This window comes from Mycobacterium heidelbergense, assembly GCF_010730745.1.
Classification (GTDB): domain Bacteria; phylum Actinomycetota; class Actinomycetes; order Mycobacteriales; family Mycobacteriaceae; genus Mycobacterium; species Mycobacterium heidelbergense.
Map to the genome: position 1 here is coordinate 1,815,580 of NZ_AP022615.1, position 20,213 is coordinate 1,835,792.

Sequence of the window (20,213 nt, forward strand, 5' to 3'; positions counted from 1 at the left end):
GCCGGGCCTTAGTCGTTGCCGTTCAGCTGCTCGGCGCGCTGCTTGAGGTTTTCGGCGAGGCGGTCGAGCACGTTGTTGAGAAGCTGCTTCACCAGCGGCGCGGGCACCGGCATCGACGTCTCGACGTCCACGTCCACCGTCAGCAGGCTCGACGCGCCGGTCGCCACCACGCTGAACAGCTGCTCCTGCTTGGTGAACAGGTCGCCCTGCTGCAGGGCGGTCTGGATCTGGTTTTCCCCCGGGTAGTAGACCGCCTGGATGAGGGTGCTCTGGACGCCCTGGACCTCGGTGTCGAGGCGCACCTGGCTGGGGCGCCCGTCGTCGTAGCGGGCGAGCACCCACAGGCCCTTGATCCCCTCGTTCCACTCCGGGTAGCGCTCGAAATCGGCGACGATGGCCATGATCGACGCGGCGTCGGCGCCGATCTCCACGGTCTTGCTCAAAACTGGCATTGGCGAAGCATAGCCGGGCGCGGCCGGGCCCCGGTCCCGCCGAAACCTAGTGGTCGCCGGCACCGAGTCTGCGTTGGTGGCATCCAGACTGCACTCAGATCGCGTTTGAGCGCTCAGCGTCGCTCCCACCGCAGTCTCGGCGCCTCAGCTACTGGCCCACGCGGGCCGTCGACAGCAGGGAACGGATGGCGGCGGGAATCGGGACGGGCTTGCGGCTGGTCCGATCGACGTAGACGTGCACCCAGTGTCCCAGCGCGGTGATGGGCCGCGCCGGGTGTTCCTCGTCGCCCTCTCCGCACTGGAACACGCCGAGCCGGTAGGTGACGCTGCTGTTCCCCAGCCGGGTCACCGCCAGGCCGACGACGAGCGCTTCGGGGAAACGCAGTTCGGAGAAGTAGCGGCAGCCGGACTCGGCGACGATGCCCGGCGACGGCGTGGTGAGCGGGTCGAGGCCTGTGCTCGTGTTGATCCAGGCGTTGATCGCGGTGTCGAACAGCTGGTAGTACACGGCGTTGTTGAGGTGACCGAACATGTCGTTGTCCGCCCATCGGGTGCCGACCGGCCACAGCACCGGAAAGTCTTTGCTGGTCAGCTCGTTCGGCGCGGGCGGAACTACCGGCACAGAACTCATGGTGGTATTCCAACATGGTTCATGTCCGGGGCGCGGCCCCTGGAGCACATCGGAGTTGCATCCATGGAAGTGCTGTACGGGTTTCCGCTGGTGACGGCGTGTCGTAGCCGGCCGCTGACTCGGCGCAAGCGCGCTGAGCGGGCACTTACCAGTGTGGTAGCCACCTGCTATTTGCTTGGGGTGTCTACACGTCGCATGGAGCGGCTCGTCGAATCTCTCAGTGTTACAAGCTTTTCCAAGTCGCAAGTATCAATGATGGCTTCTGAACCCGATGAGGCCGTGGAGGCGTTTCGCACGCGGCCACTCGATGCCAGTCCGTACACCTTCGTCGCCGCCGATGCGCTGGTGCTCAAGGTCCGCGAGAACAGTCGCGTGGTGGGAGTGCGCAACACATCGGTGGCCGGCACCTCGTGCGCCTCGTCGAGGACATGCAGATAGGCGGCGAACCTCCGCACGACGGTGAGACGGTGAGCCCACCACAGGGGGCTGGCGCCTTGTGGTAGCCGCCCACGCCCTCCACGTGCAGAAAGCTCAGGAGCGACCGCGCCGCGGTCACGATCAGCTTGGCCGTTCTCACCGCACGTCCAGGGCACGACACCCGCACGAACCCGATGACTTCGGCCACGGTCAGCGTCGCCAAATCCAGTTCACCACCCCCCATCCGGCTCGCGAGCAGCGGCCTCGTCAGATGGGCATGCAACGCGGCAGTGGCAGCCGACCATCCCCGCTCAGCCACCAGTAGTCGCGGTAGTGGGCCAACAGCGTCTCCACCGCCCCTCCCGGCTCCGGGTCTGGCTCCACCGGCGCCACACCCACCCCGCGCAGGTACCCGAGTAAAGGCGTTAACGCATTGGGAGACAACCACAACCGATAACCCGCGGCGCGTCGTGCGGCGAGGAAATCTGCCAGCACCGACGCCGACGGCACCAGGACCACAGGTCCCGCTGCCTTTCGGCCATCGGCATTCGCTTCTTGAGCATCCTGTTCCCGCCGAGGGATTCCGCCCCTCTCACGATCGGCCTACCGGCCCGAAGGCCGGACCCGACAGGGTTTCCACGTTCCGCGCACACGAGAAACGGCCGAGGAGGGCGCCCTCTATACCCTGAGACCAGCGATGTTCGCACGACCGGCCTGTGGCCTCCGGTCGCCGCTTGCCGCCACTGCCAGCGGCCAGGTCCTATCACCCGGGTTCTCAACCCGTCTTCCCAGCTTCAAATAACGAGGCGTCACCAAGGGGTCATTCGCATTCGCCCGTCCGGCCTTCCCCTCGCCCGGTCGTTCCCCGGACGGAACGGGGGCCCTTGGGCTTCTTCCCTGAGCTTCGCACCCCCCACGGGCAGGACCCGTCGACACACGTCAGGGCGGGGATCGGTCACGAACACCAACCGAGAACTACGCGACCGGCATCGCCGACCTCTAATCCACGAGCTCGCTCACATGCGCGACATCGCATCGCACCCGCAAGTTCTGATCATTGCTCTTACCGGCCGGCGAGCTGGATATACCTAAGGAGAACCTGAGTTCGCGCGGTTTTCGAGGGACATTTGCCGATCACTTCAAGAACACGCAGTCCAGCAATCGTCGTGAAGTCAAGGAACACCTGCTAGAAGCGTAGTTACCATGTACGTTGGCAACATTTATCCGATGTTGTGATAGTTCAGTTTGAAAGTACCTACCGGTAACAAGCGGGGCTCGTACCCGCTCCCCACTCACGATAGCTGTGCCCCTGATCATATAGCTGCCCGGCGAGGGATATAGCGAATTACCGAGTTTGCTGCGGCTGGCTTCGGAAGCGGGTATCCGACAGGTCGGGGTCTTATGTCCTCAGGAACGCACGCGAGAAAAAGGGCGGGATCACCCCGGACCGTGGGCGTCGTCTCTGGGGCGGTGTGACGCGAAGGAACCCCCGCAGGTCGAGCCCTGGTGTTCCTCGGGCCGTGACCGGGGTGGGTGTTATCTCGGTCGCCGAGTTTTCGGTGTCGGGTTTCGGTGAGGGCGCGTGCGGCGGGGGTGTCTTTGCTGTGGCGGTCGACCATTTGTCGGGTGCACCAGCCGGCGACCTGCATGAGGGAGCCTTCGACACCGCCCAAGGAGAAGTAAGGGGTGTCTGAGTCGATGGTGGTGGCGCAGGCATGGGTAGCGGTCGATGACGGCACCGGTCTGTGTTGGGAAAGGAACGTGACGACCTTGGCCGCCTTTGGCTTTTCGGATGATGATGGCGCCGGTGGGTTGAGGGCGTGTGGGGATAGCGCGAGGAGCTCCCTTGTGCGCATTCCAGTTCCACCAGTGGTCGTAGCCAGGTTTCGTCCGCGGTGGTTGTGGAGGTGGTTGCCGGCGCAGGCTTTGAGCATCAACCACGGTTCGTTTGTTGGTCAGGCGTTCCACGATTTCGGTGTCGATTTGGGGTGGGGTGGGGTCGAGGAAGGGGTCGTGGTCGATTCTTTGTTTGTCGGCTAGCCAGGCGGCGAAGCGGCGCACGGCCTGGTGGCGGATGCGTGCGGTGGCTGGTTGGGCGCCGGAGTCCAGTAAGTGGGCGATCCAGCGTTGCCGGGCAGCCCGGGTGAAGGGGTGTGCATCGGGTTTGGCCGCACGCCAGGTGAGGTAGTAGCGCGCACCCCGTAGGTAGGAGTCGATGGTGTGATGCGCTTTGCGATCGGCCTGCATCGCCAGGTGCCGGCCGGGTACAGATACCACCAAGTCCTAGGGTGTAGCGGCGCCGTCAAGAATTCAAAAGGCCAATAATTCCGGGTTCACTTTGGGTGGATTCTTTTGCTGCCAATTTCCTATCACCGCAGCCAATTACCCATTTCATTACACGATTTCCCCAACATAATCCTTAGGTATGTTCAGCGTGTCGTTATCCCAAACACACTGCGAATCCAGAACGAAAACCGCCAGCACCCGGTTTTAGGTACGGCTCCGACTCGTTTTATCGGTCATGACAGGAAGGCGCTCCCATGAAGCGTAAGCAGCACAACATGAGGCGGGACCGCCGCAACGCGAAGGCGAACCGTGGCCGTATGGTCGGCCTCAGCACCGCAGCCGGCGCGTTCCTGACCGCCACCATGACCCCGGTGGCCGCCGCACCTGCTGCCCAGGCCGGGGTACTGGACATGATCATCAACCCGATCATCCAACCCATCATCGGCGCTACCAGCACCGCCGCCGCCGCCGCGGGCACCACCGCGATCAACGGTATCGGCGCGGGTGCGCTCGCAGGCCTGCACACCGGCGCCCTCCAAGGCATCACGAATAGCCTCAATGCGAGCGCGGCGGCTTTCCAGGGTGTGCATTCGGCCGCCCTGGCCAGCATCACCAACAGCCTTAACGCCAGCGCTGCCGCCTTCAACGCCGGCGGACTGAGCACCGCCCTAGAGAGTATGCATGCCAGCGCTGCGGCTGCCCTCAACGTCAGCAGCGTCAGCGCTGCCCTCGAAGGCCTGCATGCCAGTGCCGCCGCTGCCTTTAGTGGTGGCGGGCTAGACGCGGCGGTCGCTGCGGCGAATTCGCCTAAGGCCGCGCTGAACAACCTGGTGTACGGGGCGTTCAGCAACGTCTACACCATGGTCTACACCGCCGGCCAAACCTGGATCACCAGCCCCACCGGCCAACAACTAGACGGAGTCATCAACGCACCCTTCCTCTACCTGTTCGGGCGCGACCTGATCGGCAACGGCGTCAACGGATTCACCGGCCAAAACACCTCGCTGTTAGGCAGTCTCGGGCTCAACGGCACCCTGCACGATGGCGGGTTCTTGTTCGGTAACGGCGGGGCCGGTGCGGCCGGGACCGCCGCGAGTCACAACGGTCTTGTCGGCGGTGCTGCCGGGCTGATCGGCAACGGCGGGGTCGGTGGTGCCGGATTCAGCCCTGCCAGCGGTCGCGGCGGTAACGGCGGTGCCGGCGGTTTCGGGGGGTTGTTGATGGGTAACGGTGGTGCCGGCGGTGCGGGTGGTGTCAACGCTGGCTACAGCTTCGGCGTCGGTGGTGCCGGGGGTAATGCCGGCATCCTGTTCGGTAACGGCGGTGCTGGCGGCGCCGGTGGCGTCAGCAATCCCGCCGGTGGTTACGGCGGCCGCGGTGGTGCTGGTGGTAACGGTGCCTGGCTGGTCGGTAACGGCGGTCGGGGTGGTTCTGCGCCCAACAACATCTACGGTTCCGGACTTTACGACTCAGGTAACGCCGGTGGTGCCGGCGGTTTCAGCGGGCTCCTGGCCGGCAACGGTGGCGCTGGCGGCAACGGCGGCAACGCCACCCCCGGCTACGGCTATAGCGGCGGCCGCGGTGGTGTCGGCGGACTCGCCGGATTCCTCGGTCAGATCGGTGCGGCCGGCACTCCTGGGGCAAGCAGCTAATACCCCCTTGGGCGTGATGGCTTCTGTGCGCCCACGACTACCCAGACCACAGACAGCAAAGGAACAACACCCATGCAACAGTTAACAGCCCTTCGACCCCTTGTCACCGCGGGTGCCGCGGCACTAGGTGCCAGCCTGATCGCCCTGACACCGGCAGTCTCCAACGACGCGGCATCCGCCCTCCAGCACAGCGTTGCCGCCGCTCAGCAGCGCGCGGTCGAACTCGCGAGCACGGATTACGCCGTCAACCCGCTGCAAACCTGGCTCGACGTCTTCACGAACGCGGCCGCCAACCTACAGACCATTGGCGCCGACTGGGCCCAGATTCCCGCAGTGCTCGGACAACAGTTCGCCGCGAACTTGATCCAGTACGCGAACCTCTACGTCGGCTCATACCAATCCGCCGCCAACGGCGCTCTTCAGTTCTACACCTCAACTGTAACTAGCCACCCGGGCGTCCCGACCAATTTTTGGCCGGTATTAGCACAGGGACTTGCTGACTTCCAGTCGGGTCAGATCGCGAGTGGGATTGATCAAGTGGGCTTCGCGTTGCTTCAAGGCCCCATATCAGCTGTTCTTCAGCCAATGGAAAATACTCTGCAGATCCCTATATATTTCACGCAGAATATTGCGAACGCTACGGATGCTCTCCTTAAAACCAGTAATGGCGGCGTCATCGAGTCGGTCGGTGCGTACGCGCTCTTCGGGTTCAGCGGCACCCTTGAACATTCGCTCGGTGATAGTCTTCAAGCCGCTTACGATGCGTTTGCTGCTGGGGATCCGGTAGATGGGGTGCTCAATTTACTCAATACGCCGGGCGCGGTAGCCAACGGTGTGATCAACGGTTACAACGGCAGTCAGGGTCTCCTTTCACCGGAGAACGGTGTGTTGCAGAGTGGTTTGCTCTCGATATTCGCGAACCTGGCCCCCCAAAATTTAGCGAAGGCGATCGTTGTTCCCGGTGGGACCAACATTACGAACGGCGGCAGCCTGGCCACGGCGTGGGGATCATTCTTGAACATGGCGGCCGGTGGTTGGCCGTCTCCGAACGAAATCGTCAACAACATCCTTAATCTCTTCCAGACCTACGCCGGCTTGCCTGGTTTGGCGAGCGCGGCCAACGTTGGTGGCGTGGTCCCGGCGGCCGCTTTGGCTGGTTTGCCTGGTTTGTCGGCGGGTGTGCTCAAGGCGTTTGATCCGGCGGCGGTGACCAATATTGCGGCGTCGTTGGGTCCGTCGTTGGCCGCGGAGGTCGCGGGATCGTTGGGTTCGTCGTTGGGGGCGAATCTCGCGGGGTCGTTGGCGACAACATTGTCGGTGGACCTGTCCAGGGTCGCGTTGCACATTCTGTCGGCGCTGTAAGTCCCTTTCCTTTGGTTGTTGTGGGGTGTGGGAGGTACTTCGATGACCGGGATTTGGTGGACGGCGCGCGTGTGGTGGTGTGGCGCTAGTCCCTCACTACCAGCCGGTATTACTACGCGCGGCATGGCCTGAATGTAGGTGGTTGCTGATGTCTGTGGGCTCGCGGGAATGGGATGAGAGCGACGCCGCCGATGAGGTGTTGGGTGCTACCGGTGTCTGGTTAATTCCCCGGGCCCCCACGATGGTGGAGTCGAGATGTCGGGTCGTCACGACCGACGCCAGTCGCGACGCGCATGCCGGGACGGTGCTGTCTCGCGAACATCAGGAAGTCCTGGAGTGGGCGCAGGCCCGTGTTGATGAGTTGATCGGTGTGGTCGAAGCCAAGGAACGCTTCGCGGGGTGGCGCACCGTCCTGCAGACCAGCCAGCACAGCGGCGCGGTGACCTCGTGTGCGGACAACCATATGGTGTTTTTGGGTGCGCCGGGGACGGCGAAAAGGACGTTTGCCCGGGTGATCGGTGAGGTGTTGTTCGGGTTAGGCACCATCGCGCGCCCGGGGGTGACGGAGGTGGCTGCGGAGGATGTTGTGGTGGGGGGTCTTTCGCGGAGCGCGGTGGCGATGAAGAGTGTGTGTGATGACGCTCGGGGTGGGGTGTTGTTTATCGAGGAGGCCTATCGGCTGGCTCCGCAGACCGCAGGCCATTCGTGGGGTGTGGATGCGTTGACCATGCTCCAAACGTGTATGGCGGAGTATCGTGATGAGCTGGTCGTTATCCTCGCCGGCTACCCCGACCCGATGCAGGAATTCTTCACCGCTCATGACGGGCTGGCCGGCCGATTCCCCCACACGATGAGCTTCGCCAGCTATACCCCGGAGGAAGTCGTCGCCATCGGGCGCCGTCTAGCGGGTAAGGAGAATCTGGTGGTGGGGGAGGTGGTGTGGGAGTTGCTGCGTGCTGAGGCGGCCCGGTTACGGTCGATCCCCTACGGCCACGCCACGTTGCTCGATGCCGCCGGTAACGCCCACTACGCATACGATGTGGTCTCCATGTGTCGGCGTGCGCGGCTTCGCCGACTAAACCGACTGGCGCCTAATCGCGGCGACCTTAAACACCTCGTCCGCACCGACCCCGGTGTTCTCCACGTCAACACCACAGACATGCAACGCGCCCTCACCGCCTCACACCCAGCCGTAACAACCTAAAAACCGGCTGACCCCAAACCACCAGGCGCAACAACAATAAGTCCGCCTCGGGAAGGCTGGTGGTGGGCTGGCGGTCTGGTCTGGAGGCGGAGAGCCGAGCTGGGCGTCACGGTGAGGGCCGGCCCTTACCGGCCGGCGAGCTAGACGTACTTAAGGAGAACCTGAGTCCGCGGGATTTCCGAGGGATATTTGCCGATCACTTCAGGAACACACAGTCCAGCAATCTCCATGAAGTCAAGAAATTACTGGTAGATATGCTATATCGGCTATAACAGCAACATCAATTCGACGCTGTGATAGTTCAGTTTGAAAGTACCTACTGGTAACAAGCGGGGTCCATGCTCGCTTCCCACTCACGATAGCTGCAACCATTGCCGTAGGGCTGCTTGGCAAGGCATATAGCGTATTGCTGAGTTTGCTGCTGCTGGCTTCGAAAGCGTGCCTCTGACAGGTCGGGGTGACCCCTCTGTCATCAGGAACGCACTGAGAAAAGGCAGGATCACCCCGGACCGCAGCCACCGCCTCGCGGCGACGTGACCCCCGCCGCTCGGACCGCACGGCACCCTACGCGCCGAACCCCGTGCACACTTTTCAGCCCGCCCGAACCAAACCCCGCAAGCCGAGCCAGGTTTTCCTGGGGCCGTGACCGGAGTGAGGTGTGTTTGGTGTCGGGTTTCGGTGAGGGCGCGTGGGGCGGCACTGGCGAGGGTGTGTCTGAGTCGGTCGAGGTGACCTCCTTTGCCGCCCTTGCCTTTCGCATGCTGACCATGCCGGTGGTGGGGTTGACGTTGTGGGTTTTTCGACGAGTAGGCGTAGGCAGGCTTCCTCGCGGCGGTCGTAGAGTTGGCTGCCGGCGCAGGCTTTCAGCATTCACCGCAGGTCATCATCGGTGAGGCGTGGCACCCATCTTCGTATCGATCTTGGATGGCTTGAAACCCGAGAAAGGCTTTGCGGTCGGCCAGCATCGCTAGTTGCCGGCTGGGCGGAAATGTCGCCAAGTCCTGGGGTGTGGCGGCGCCGTCAAGCATTTCGGAATGACAATGATTCCGGGGTTATTTTGTGCAAGCTTTTTTGCTGCCCATTCCTATCGCCGCAGCTAATTACCCCATTTTATTACGCAAATTCCTCAACATAATCCTTAAGTATGTTCAGCATGTCGTTATCCACAACACACTGTGAATCCGGATCGAAAGTCGCCAGCAGCCGGTTTTAGGTACGGCTCCGACTCGTTTTATCGGTCATGACAGGAAGGCGCTCCAATGAAGCGTAAACAGCACAGCATGAGGCGGGACCGCCGCTCACGCAACGCCATGGCGGCTCGTCGTGGCCGTGTCGTCGGCCTCAGCACCGCGGCCGGCGCGTTGCTGACCGCCACCATGACCCCAGTCATCGCCGCACCGTCCGCTCAGGCCGGGGTGCTCGACATGATCATCAACCCGATCATCCAGCCCATCATGGGCGCCGTCGGCACCGCTGCCGCCGCGGGCACCACCGCGATGAATGGTTTCGGTGCGGGTGCACTCGCGGGCCTGCATACCGCAGCCCTCGAAGGCATCACCAACAGCCTCAACGCCAGCGCCGCCGCCTTCCAGGGTGTGCATTCGGCCGCCCTGGCCAGCATCACCAACAGCCTCACCGCCAGTGCTGCCGCCTTCAACACCGGCGGACTGAGCACCGCCCTGGAAGGCCTGCATGCCAGCGCTGCCGCTGCCCTCAGTGGTGGGGGGTTCAGCGCTGCTGCGGCTAATTCTGCTGGGAATGTGCAGCTGAACAACCTCGTGTATGGCGGTTTCAGCAATGTCTACAACATGATCTACACGGCCGGACAGTCGTGGATTGCCAGCCCCACCGGCCAACAAATAGACGGAGTCATCAACGCGCCGTTCCTCTATTTGTTTGGGCGCGACCTGATCGGCAACGGCGTCAACAACTTTACGGGTGCCAACACCTCGCTGATAGGTAGTACTGGCCTTACCGGCAACCTGAGCGACGGCGGGTTCTTATTCGGCAATGGCGGGGCCGGCGCGGCCGGTAGCGTCGCACATCCTGCCGGTTGGGCTGGTGGTACCGCCGGGCTGTTCGGCAACGGCGGCGCCGGCGGCGCCGGATTCAACGCTACTAGCGGCGCTGGTGGGGCCGGTGGGGTTGGTGGTCCTGGCGGCATTTTGATGGGTAACGGCGGTGTCGGTGGTGTCGGCGCCGGAGGTACCACTGGCTTCGGTGGCAACGGTGGTGCTGGTGGCGCTGGCGGGTTCCTGTTCGGCGACGGGGGCGCAGGTGGTGCCGGTGGCGTCGGCCCCTCCACCGGCAGTGGTGCCGGTGGTATCGGCGGTGTCGGCGGTTACGGGGCCTGGCTGGTCGGCAACGGCGGTGTCGGCGGTGTCGGCGGTACCGCGACCGGTACCGGTGCCGGTCGCGCAGGTGGTGCCGGCGGTCTTGGCGGCATGCTAGCCGGCAACGGCGGCAACGGCGGCAACGGCGGCCCCAGCGGCCCCAGCGGCACCGCCAAGGGTGGCCCGGGCGGTGTGGGCGGTTTGGTCGGGATCCTCGGCCAGATCGGCGTGGCGGGCACACCTGGAGCCCGCGGTTAGCCCCCATGAACAGCCAGATCACAGACAGCAAAGGAACTCAGCGCATGCAACAGCAAGCAGCCCTTCGGCCCCTCGTTACCGCGGGCGCCGCGGCATTAGGCGCCAGTATGATTGCCCTCACACCGGCGGTTTCCAACGATCTCGCCGCCGATATCCAGCACAGCGCAGTTACTATCCAGCAGCGCGCAGTAGAGCTGACCGACTACGTCGCCAATCCGATCGAAACCTGGATCGACGTCTTCGAGGCGGCAGGCATCAACATCCAATCGCTCGCCGCTCAATTCCAACAGTATCCCTTCGTGCTGGCCTGAGTTTGGACACCCTCGGCGATTCTGACGTGGCGTAGTTCTCTGACCTGCTGTTTCTGTCGCGCGGGTGGGTGTTTTGGGGTACTAACCGGGTAGGTTCGTGCGGTGGCGTACGTGCGGAAGGTGCGCACTGCCTCGGGTGCGGTGGCGGTGCAGGTAGCGCGCAAGGACCAGGGCAAGGTGGTGATCCTGGCGGATCTGGGCTCGGCGCATACCGATGCTGAGCTGGGCATTCTGCTCGATGTGGCCCACCAGGTGGTGCTTGACGGTCAGGCCGCTCTTGACTTTGAGGTCGGTGCTCGCGCTCAGTCGATGGCTCGGGTGGCCGACTTCCGGGAGCGCGCGTTGCTCGTTGCGCCGGTCCGGCCCAGCAACCCAGCAGCGGTGGTGGCACCGGGGCGCACGCTGGGCACCAGTTCACGACTGCTCTATGACGTGCTGGCCCACGTGTATGACTGGCTCGGTTTCGGCGAGGTCGGCGATGAAGTGTTGCGGGACCTGGTGATCGCCCGGATCGTGGAGCCGACCAGCAAGATCGACGCGCTGCGAGTGCTGGCCGACCTCGGAGCAACACTGGTGTCGTACAAGACGATCGACCGCCACGTCCGCAGCCTCCATGCCGGCCCGGCCCGGGATGTGCTCGCCGCGAAATGCTTTGCGCATTCCCGTGATTGCGGCGGTCTGTCACTGCTGCTCTATGACGTCACGACCTTGCATTGGGAAGCCGAGAAAGAAGACACGCTGCGCCGGGTTGGCTATAGCAAGGACCGCAAGGTCGACCCTCAGATCGTCGTCGGACTGCTGGTGGACCGCACCGGGATGCCTTTGGAGATCGGCTGTTTCGAGGGCAACACCGCCGAGACGACCACCATCGTGCCGATCATCCGCGGATTCGTCGAACGCCACCAACTGCAAGGGACGCCGATGGTGGTGGCCGCTGATGCCGGGATGCTCTCAGCGGCCAACCTCAAAGCCCTCGATGAGTTGGAGTTGTCGTTCATCGTCGGCTCCCGAATGACCAAGGCGCCTGGGGATCTGGAGTCCCATTTCCATTGGAACGGCGATGTTTTCACCGACGGGCAGATCATCGACACCGTCACACCCCGGCACGGAAACAGCACCGTCAACGACTGCAACAAACGTGCTGAGCCGGTCTGGGACCCCGAAGCCCACCCGGGCGCCTGGCGGGCGGTCTGGGCGTACTCGGCCAAACGGGCCCGCCGCGACCAGAAAACCCTGGCCGCCCAAGAAACCCGCGCGCGAGCCATCGTCGACGGCTCCAAGCAGGCCAAGACCGCCCGGTTCGTGAAGGTCCGCGGCGATGACCGGGCCATCGACGAGGCCAGCTTGGCCCGTGCCCAATCGCTGGTGGGCTTGAAGGGGTATGTGACCAATGTGCCGGTCACCGTGATGACGGCCAGCGAAATCATCGCGAAATACCACGACCTGTGGCACGTGGAGAAGTCGTTTCGGATGTCCAAGAGCGACCTGCAGGCGCGGCCGATGTTCAACCGGGTGCGTGACGCGATCGAAGCGCACCTGACCGTCGTGTTCGCCGCCCTGGCCGTCTCTCACGTCATCCAGTCGCGCACCGGCATATCCATCGCCAAAGCCGTCAAGGCGCTGCGACCGCTGCGCAGCGCCACCATCAACATCAACGGCGCCACCCAGACTTTCCCACCGGACATCCCCGACCCCGAGCGCAGGATCCTCACCGACCTCGGCTTCAAACCCGGGTACTAAGCCAAATGTCCAAACTCAGGCAACAGTATCCCTTCGTGCTGGCGCAGCAGGTCGCCGCCAACTTTTTGCAGTACGGAGTCCAATATGTGACGCCCTACCAAACGGCCACAAACGCCGCCGTCAACTACTTCCTCGGGACTGGCGGAGGCGATTTCGTGCCACTGCTCCAGAGTGCCGCGGCTGATGCAGTTTCGGGCAATATCTCTCTGGCATTTACCGAATTGCAGTCAGCCCTTTGGACCGCGCCGGCCGTCCAAATCGGAGAACCGTTGGAAGGGATTCCGACGATCCTCAACCCTATCACGCAGAACCTCGCGAATACGTCCAAATATCTCACGACCACTGGCCTAAAGGACTTCGGCGGTTGGTTCGCACTCACCCTCGCTACCCGTATCTTCACCCCGATCGGCACTGGACTGCAAAATGTTTACGATTCGTTGATCGCCGGGGATCCGGTGGGGGCTCTGATCAATACGATTGATATCCCCGGCGAATTGACGAATTCAATCATCAACGGTTTCCCAAGCCTTAACGGCACCTACAGTAGCGGCATACTCAGTGACGGCACCAATGGACTTGCCAAAATAGTGTTATTGACCCTTCCCCAAGGGCTTGCTACACAGGTCGTTGCTCCCAATGCGCAGAACATCATGAGTGGAGGCAGTCTCTCCTATGCGTTGGGGTATTTAGCCAATTTGGTGACGACTGGCTTTCCCAACCCGCAGACCGTCGTCGACAATGCGGTGAATTTGTTGCAGTATCTTTTCGCCAATCCGGGTGCGGCGGCGGCCGCCGTTAATGTGGGCAACTTCGCGGCCCTGGCCCCGGCGGCGAGTGCTTTGCCTGGTTTGTCGGTTGGTGTGGTGAAGGCGTTTGATCCGGCGGCGGTGACCAATATCGCGGCGTCGTTGGGTCCGTCGTTGGCGGCGGAGGTCGCGGGATCGTTGGGTTCGTCGTTGGGAGCGAATCTGGCGGGCTCGTTGGCGACAACGCTGTCGGTCGACCTGTCCAAGATTGCGCTGCACATTCTGTCGGCGCTGTAAGCCCCTGCGTTGGTTGTTGTGTGTATGCCGGCGACCCGATCAACGGTCGCCGGCCTACCCCCCGGGGTGTGAGAGGTGCTTTCGATGACCTGGATTTGGTCGGCGACACCCGTGTGGTGGTGTGGTGTTGATTCTTTGCTGCTTGTGGGTATAGCCGGTGGTTGCTGATGTCTGTGGGCTCGCGGGAATGGGATGAAGGCGACGCCGCTGATGAGGTGTTGGGTGCTACCGGTGTCTGGTTGATTCCCCGGGCCCCCACGCTGGTGGTGGAGCCCAGGTGTCGGGTCGTCACCCCCGACACCAGTCGCGACGCGCATGCCGGGACGGTGCTGTCTCGCGAACATCAGGAAGTCCTGGAGTGGGCACAGGCCCGTGTTGATGAGTTGATCGGTGTGGTCGAGGCCAAAGAACACTTCGCGCAGTGGCGCACCACCCTGCACGGCCGCGCGGTGAGGTCGTGCGCGGACAACCACATGGTCTTCCTCGGCGCACCGGGCACGGCGAAAAGGACATTTGCCCGGGTGATCGGTGAGGTGCTGTTCGGGCTAGGGGTGATCGCGCGCCCGGAGGTCACTGTGGTGGCTGCGGAGGATGTTGTGGTGGGGGGTCTTTCGCGTAGCGCGGTGGCGATGAAAAGTGTGTGTGACGACGCCCGCGGTGGGGTGTTGTTCATCGAGGAGGCCTACCGGCTAGCCCCACAGACCGAACGCTGTTCGTGGGGTGTGGATGCGCTGACCATGCTCCAAACGTGTATGGCGGAGTACCGCGACGAGCTGGTCGTCATCCTCGCCGGCTACCCCGACCCCATGCGAGCCTTCCTCACCACTCACCACGAGCTAGCCGGCCGATTCCCGGTCACGATGAGCTTCGCCAGCTACACCCCCGACGAAGTCGTCGCCATCGGGCGCCGTATAGCCGGTAAGGAGAACCTGGTCGTGGGGGAGGTGGTGTGGGAGCTGCTGCGCACCGAAGCGGCCCGGTTACGGTCGATCCCCTACGGCCACGCCACGCTGCTCGACGCCGCCGGCAACGCCCACTACGCACACGATGTGGTCTCCATGTGTCGGCGTGCGCGGCTTCGCCGACTAAACCGAGTGGCACCCAACCGCGGCGACCTCAAACACCTCGTACGCACCGACCCCGGTGTTCTCCACGTCACCACCACAGACATGCAACGCGCCCTCACCGCCTCACACCCAGCCGTGATGGCCTAAACCAACGACTGCCCGCGGCCACGGAGGACTTCAACCGTCCGCCGGCATCGCTAGTGACCATTGCGGACGGACCGGGGTCATCGCCCTGTCTGCTATGCCGTCACAGCGACCATGAGAGTGCCGGTCCTTACAGGCCGACGAGCTGTACGTACCTAAGAAGAACCTGAGCCCACAGGGTTTTCGATAGACATTTGCCGATCACTTCGAAAACACGCAGAACAGCAATCCCCGAGAAGTTGCGAAAGCACCGGTAGACATGCTACTGCTACGTATATCAGCAACATCTCTCCGGCACTGCGATAGTTCAGTGTGAAAGTACCTGCCGGTAACAAGCCCGACCCGTACCCACCCCCCACTCACGATAGCTGCACCCATTACTATGTAGCCGTTTGACACGTCATACAGCGCATAACTGAGTTTGCTGTGGCTGGCTTCGCCAGCATGCATCTGACACATCGTCATGAACCCCATGCCATCAGGAAGTAATCTCACTTTTTCTCAGGATCACCCCGATCGTGGCGATCCTCTGCCCGACCCGACCCATGTCACCGCCGGTCACCCGGCCCAGCCCGCAGCGACCCTGGCCATCGATTCCCGCGTCATCCACACTGCGCCGGCCCACACGAGGACAAAGCATCCAGCACCCACACCGGCCAGCGGGGGACGCCGAGAAGCGGGCCGCCCACTCACCTGGGCACCAGGGCAAGAACCCTAATCACGCTGTCCCCAAAGACGATCGCCGAGAAACGTCTTCATCAACACCGACGAAATCGCCACACCTCGCCGGCCCGGCCGCACCTGCCAACCAGACCCTCCCGATCGCAGCCCCCACCCCGATAGCGACGTTCCCTTCCCCCGCCGCGCGCCTCGGCGGGTGACCGACAACACGACCGCACTGCTCTCGGATCGATACTCGACGAGGCCCCCCAGTCGCGGGGTGCGACAGCGCCGTCAAGCATTTTGGAAAGGCCAATAATTTTCGGGGCTATTTTGAGCGGATTCTTTTGCTGCCAATTTCCTCTCACCACAACTAATTACCGAGTGTATTGGGCGATTTTCTCGACGTAATTCTTAGGTATGTTCACCTCTGTTACCAGCCAGAAACACAGGGTGAACCAGATCAACAACGGCCAGTACCTGGCTTTTTCTCAAGTACGGGCTCGGACACCTCGTTTTATCGGTCATGACAGGAAGGCGCGCAGATGAAGCGTAAGCAGCACAGCATGAGGCGAGACCGCCGCAACGCGAAGGCGGCGAGCCGTGGCCGTGTCGTCGGCCTGGGTACCGCCGCGGGTGCGTTGCTGACTGCCACCATGGCACCGGTGGTTGCCGCACCTTCGGCGCAGGCGGGGGTGCTGGACATGATCATCAACCCGATCATCCAACCCGTGATGGGCGCCGCCAGTACGGCCGCCGCCGCGGGTACCACCGCGATCAACGGTATCGGCGCGGGTGCACTCGCGGGCCTGCACACCGGCGCCCTCCAGGGCCTCACGAATAGCCTCAATGCGAGCGCGGCGGCTTTCCAGGGTGTGCATTCGGCTGCCCTGGCCAGCATCACCAACAGCCTTAACGCCAGCGCTGCCGCTTTCAATGCCGGGGGCCTGAACGCGGCCATCGAAGGCCTGCATGCCAGCGCGGCCGCGGCCCTTAGTGGTGGCGGGCTAGACGCGGCGGTCGCTGCGGCGAACTCGCCTAAGGCCGCGCTGAACAACCTGGTGTACGGGGCGTTCAGCAACGTCTACACCATGGTCTACACCGCCGGCCAAACCTGGATCGCCAGCCCCACCGGCCAACAAGTCGACGGGGTGATCAACACCCCGTTCGTCGCCCTGTTCGGGCGCGACCTGATCGGTAACGGCGTCAACGGCTTCACCGGCGCCAACACCTCGCCAATCGGCGGTATCGGCGCCAACGGCAGCCTCGCCGATGGCGGCTTCCTCTTCGGCAACGGCGGAACCGGCGCAGCCGGCACCGCCACCCACACCACCGGATTCGCCGGCGGCGCTGCCGGCTTGATCGGCAACGGCGGGGTCGGTGGTGCCGGATTCAGCCCTGCCAGCGGTGCTGGCGGTAACGGCGGTGCCGGCGGCGTGGGCGGGTTGCTGATGGGCAACGGCGGCGCCGGCGGTGCCGGTGGTGTCAACGCTAGTAACGGCGGCGTCGGGGGTGCCGGGGGTAATGCCGGCATCCTGTTCGGTAACGGCGGCGCCGGCGGCGCCGGCGGCGCCAGCAACCCCAACGGCGGTTACGGCGGCCGCGGCGGTGCCGGCGGTAACAGCGCCTGGCTGGTCGGCAACGGCGGCCAAGGTGGCTCTGCCCCCAACAACATCTACGGCTCCGGACATTACGACGTTGGCAGACCCGGTGGTGCCGGCGGTTTCAGCGGGCTACTGGCCGGCAACGGCGGTAATGGCGGCAACGGCGGCAACGCCACCCCCGGCTACGGCTACACCGGCGGCAAGGGGGGACTCGGCGGCCTCGCCGGATTCCTCGGCCAAATCGGTGCGGCCGGCATACCCGGAACCAGCGGCTAACACGTCCCTTGGACGCGATGGCTTCATGTACGCCCACGAACACCCAGACCACAGACAGCAAAGGAACAACACCCATGCAACAACTCACAGCCCTCCGGCCTCTCGTCACCGCGGGCGCCGCGGCATTAGGCGCCAGCCTGATCGCCCTCACACCCGCAGTCTCCAACGACGCCGCCTCCGCCCTGCAGCACAGCGTTGCCGCCGCCCAGCAGCGCGCGGTCGAGCTGCTGAGCGCCGACACGGGCGACCCCGGGGTCGTGAACCCCATCCAAACCTGGATCAACGTCTTCCAACAAGCGGGCGCCAACCTGCAAGCAATTGGAAGCAACATGAGCCACGGGGGCGCGATCCCGCTCCCACTCGCCCAGCAACTGGCCGCGAACTGGGTCACCTACGCGAGCATCTACGTCACGGCGTACAAGAGTGCCGATCTCGGCGCGTTCTCCTACTTGACTAATGTGCCGCCGCCGATAAACACCAACCTTGCCACTCTTCTTACCAACGCGGTCACTTTGCTTCAGGCACGTGATTTCGTCGATGCCGTCAGCAACCTGGAATTCGCGTTCTGGGGAGGGCCGGTTTCGACCATATTCCAGCCGATGGAAACGATCCCGACGATCCTCGCCTACATGTCGACCAACTTCGCGGCTCTGGGAAACGTGGCTTTTAACGAACCTGGCCTTCTCAGTCAATCGATCGTGTCAATGCTGGGTGCCTTTTTTGTCGAAGGTGTGAACAACAGCCTTGCTTACGCGCTTGGCAACGGTATTCAGAATGTTTACGACGCGTTCGCCGCTGGTGACCTGCCGGCGGGGGTGACCAATTTCCTCAATATGCCGGGTCTACTCGCAGGAGCAGTCCTCAATGGAGCTGGACTCACAAGCACCGGGCATTCCGGTCTTCTTACTCCCCAGGCCAGCTTGATAGGTGGTGGTCTGTTGGACACGTTGGCGGTCTGGGCCCCCCAGACACTCGCCTCGAAGATTGTTGTTAACAATCAGGTGACAGGCACGATACTCACACCCAACATTCTGGCAGGTGGCAGTCTGGCTAATGCGTTCTCGCAATTAGCAAGCCAGATAACCACCGGTTGGCCGACACCGAACATGTGGGTCAATGGCTTAATTAATGCGTTCCAGTACTACCTCGAGTTATTCGGCGGCCAGGGCGGCCTGGGGGGTGCGGCGTTCGCCGCTCCGGCCGGTGTCGCCAGCATTGCCCCGTCGCTCGCGGCCAACCTCGGTGGCATTGCTCCATCGATCGCGGCGGATCTCTCCGGTCTGGCTCCGTCGTTGGCGACGAACCTTGCGGGGACGCTGGCGCCTCAGCTGGGGACACTGGCGGCTCATCTCCTTACGTCGCTGTTCTGAGTTGCAGTGCGGGTCTGCTCGCCCAGCGCCGGTGGCAACCACGCCGGTACTGGGCGGGTGGGCCCGCCCCCGGGTAGTGCTGCGCGCAAGCGAGGGCTGTGGTGTCGGCGACGACCACCGATATGCCTGATGACCTGGCGGGCGAAGACACAGATGTTGCGCGCGCCGGGGTGGGTGTCGTGGGGGCAGGCCCGCTGTGCGTGAGACCCGGGAGCGAGGTACCGATGAGCAATGTCAACAGTACGGCGGCGGCCCTGGCCCTGGCAGAAGACTGGTGCCAGCGCGAATCGGGTACGTATCCGGGTACCGCACTGGCCGCCGAGCGCCGCGAGGTGCTCGAGTGGGCGCAAGCGCGTATCGGCGAACTGATCGGTTTGCAAAGCGCTAAAGACCGTTTCGCGGTGTGGCTCGGCCAGCACGATGCCCAGCACCGGGGTGTCGTGGCCTCGTGTTCTGAACACCACATGGTGTTCCTGGGTGCGCCGGGCACGGCGAAAACAACGTTCGCCCGGGTGGCCGCTGAAGTGCTGTTCGGGTTAGGCACGATCACGCGCCCGGAGGTCACCAAGGTCAGCGCCCACGACATCGCCGCCGGCAGCCCCTCGCACAGCGCGGCCAGGATGAAGAACGTGTGCGGCCGGGCGCGCGGTGGGGTGCTGTTCCTCGACGAGGCCCACCGGCTGGCCCCCGACACCGAAGACCACTGTGGGGGTGTGGAGGCCATCTACACGCTGTTGACGTGTATGGCGGCCTACCGCGACGAGCTCGTGGTCATCCTGGCCGGTCACGCCCGCCCGATGCAGGACTTCCTGGCAGTCCATGCCGGACTGGGCGTGCAGTTCCCGTTCACCGCGACGTTCACCAGCTACACCCCCAACGACATCGTCGCCATTGGGCGCCACCTAGCCGGCAGGGCACAACTGGTGGTCCAAGACCCGGCGTGGGACCTGCTGCGCACCGAAGCAACACGACTACGGTCCATCCCCCACGGCCACGGCACACTGCTCGATGTCGCCGGCAACGCCCACTACGCCCACGACGTCATCCACACCTGCCAACGCGCACGACTACGCCGACTCCACAAACTCGCACCCCACCGCCGCGACCTCGAACACCTCCTCCACACCAACCCCAGCGCCCTCCACGCCAACACCACCGACATGCAACGCGCCCTCACCGCAACACACCCACCCACAGGAATATGAAGCGACATACCGACACCCACAGGCATCGCTAGTGACCATTGCGGACGGACTGGGGGTCATCGTCACAGCCTGGTATGCCGTCACAGCGGCCATGAGGTGCCGGCTGCTGGTAGCTGCTCGCCATCCCCGCGATGCTTCTGGTGTGTTGAGAGGGCCAGCCAGATCTAAAAAGGCTGCTGGGCAACCACTTCAGGGCAG

General features: G+C 63.6%; 14 protein-coding genes and 1 pseudogene. 13 read left to right on the forward strand and 2 right to left on the reverse strand.

Annotated elements, in window-relative coordinates; genetic code table 11:
- Positions 1-8 precede the first annotated feature (8 nt).
- Positions 9-452: an SRPBCC family protein gene (locus tag G6N25_RS08580; RefSeq protein ID WP_083075798.1), complete on the reverse strand. Its 444-nt coding sequence runs from the start codon at positions 450-452 to the stop codon at positions 9-11.
- A 148-nt stretch (positions 453-600) separates the two neighbouring features.
- A complete protein-coding gene (locus tag G6N25_RS08585) occupies positions 601-1,083 on the reverse strand; it encodes an acyl-CoA thioesterase (protein ID WP_083075797.1) in 483 nt (160 codons plus the stop codon).
- A 114-nt stretch (positions 1,084-1,197) separates the two neighbouring features.
- Here G6N25_RS08585 and G6N25_RS08590 point away from each other — a divergent pair.
- The 13 genes and pseudogenes from G6N25_RS08590 to G6N25_RS08650 form a co-directional block, all read left to right on the forward strand.
- Positions 1,198-1,509: pseudogene (locus G6N25_RS08590) on the forward strand (transposase); the annotation flags it as partial.
- Positions 1,510-3,186: 1,677 nt separating this feature from the next.
- The gene (locus tag G6N25_RS23750) at positions 3,187-3,540 is read left to right on the forward strand and encodes a hypothetical protein (RefSeq protein ID WP_232065727.1); all 354 of its coding nucleotides are present in this window, start codon (positions 3,187-3,189) and stop codon (positions 3,538-3,540) included.
- A gap of 500 nt (positions 3,541-4,040) precedes the next feature.
- On the forward strand, positions 4,041-5,438 hold the full coding sequence (locus G6N25_RS24140; protein WP_158084914.1) for a PGRS repeat-containing protein: 1,398 nt from the start codon (positions 4,041-4,043) through the stop codon (positions 5,436-5,438).
- A 72-nt stretch (positions 5,439-5,510) separates the two neighbouring features.
- Positions 5,511-6,800 carry a hypothetical protein gene (locus tag G6N25_RS08605; RefSeq protein WP_083075794.1) on the forward strand — a complete coding sequence of 430 codons (1,290 nt, stop codon included), beginning with the start codon at positions 5,511-5,513 and terminating at the stop codon, positions 6,798-6,800.
- A 148-nt stretch (positions 6,801-6,948) separates the two neighbouring features.
- On the forward strand, positions 6,949-8,004 hold the full coding sequence (locus tag G6N25_RS08610) for an AAA family ATPase (RefSeq protein ID WP_083075792.1): 1,056 nt from the start codon (positions 6,949-6,951) through the stop codon (positions 8,002-8,004).
- Between the two features lie 1,259 nt (positions 8,005-9,263).
- Complete coding sequence (locus tag G6N25_RS08615) at positions 9,264-10,595, forward strand: PE family protein (RefSeq protein ID WP_158084913.1); 1,332 nt, start codon at positions 9,264-9,266, stop codon at positions 10,593-10,595.
- 5 nt (positions 10,596-10,600) lie between these two features.
- Complete coding sequence (locus tag G6N25_RS08620; RefSeq protein WP_142272778.1) at positions 10,601-10,906, forward strand: hypothetical protein; 306 nt, start codon at positions 10,601-10,603, stop codon at positions 10,904-10,906.
- 102 nt (positions 10,907-11,008) lie between these two features.
- Entirely contained in the window at positions 11,009-12,646 is a 1,638-nt protein-coding gene (locus G6N25_RS08625; protein ID WP_083077655.1) for an IS1634 family transposase, read from the forward strand.
- 35 nt (positions 12,647-12,681) lie between these two features.
- Positions 12,682-13,689, forward strand: coding sequence for a glycoside hydrolase family 43 protein (locus G6N25_RS08630; RefSeq protein ID WP_142272915.1), 1,008 nt, complete (start codon positions 12,682-12,684; stop codon positions 13,687-13,689).
- A 167-nt stretch (positions 13,690-13,856) separates the two neighbouring features.
- Entirely contained in the window at positions 13,857-14,903 is a 1,047-nt protein-coding gene (locus G6N25_RS08635) for a hypothetical protein (protein ID WP_083077642.1), read from the forward strand.
- A gap of 1,202 nt (positions 14,904-16,105) precedes the next feature.
- Positions 16,106-17,440 carry a PGRS repeat-containing protein gene (locus G6N25_RS24145; RefSeq protein ID WP_158084950.1) on the forward strand — a complete coding sequence of 445 codons (1,335 nt, stop codon included), beginning with the start codon at positions 16,106-16,108 and terminating at the stop codon, positions 17,438-17,440.
- Positions 17,441-17,514: 74 nt separating this feature from the next.
- Positions 17,515-18,810, forward strand: a complete 1,296-nt coding sequence (locus G6N25_RS08645; RefSeq protein ID WP_083077645.1) for a hypothetical protein — start codon at positions 17,515-17,517, stop codon at positions 18,808-18,810.
- Between the two features lie 224 nt (positions 18,811-19,034).
- Complete coding sequence (locus G6N25_RS08650; protein ID WP_163672413.1) at positions 19,035-20,015, forward strand: AAA family ATPase; 981 nt, start codon at positions 19,035-19,037, stop codon at positions 20,013-20,015.
- The last annotated feature ends 198 nt before the right edge of the window (positions 20,016-20,213 follow it).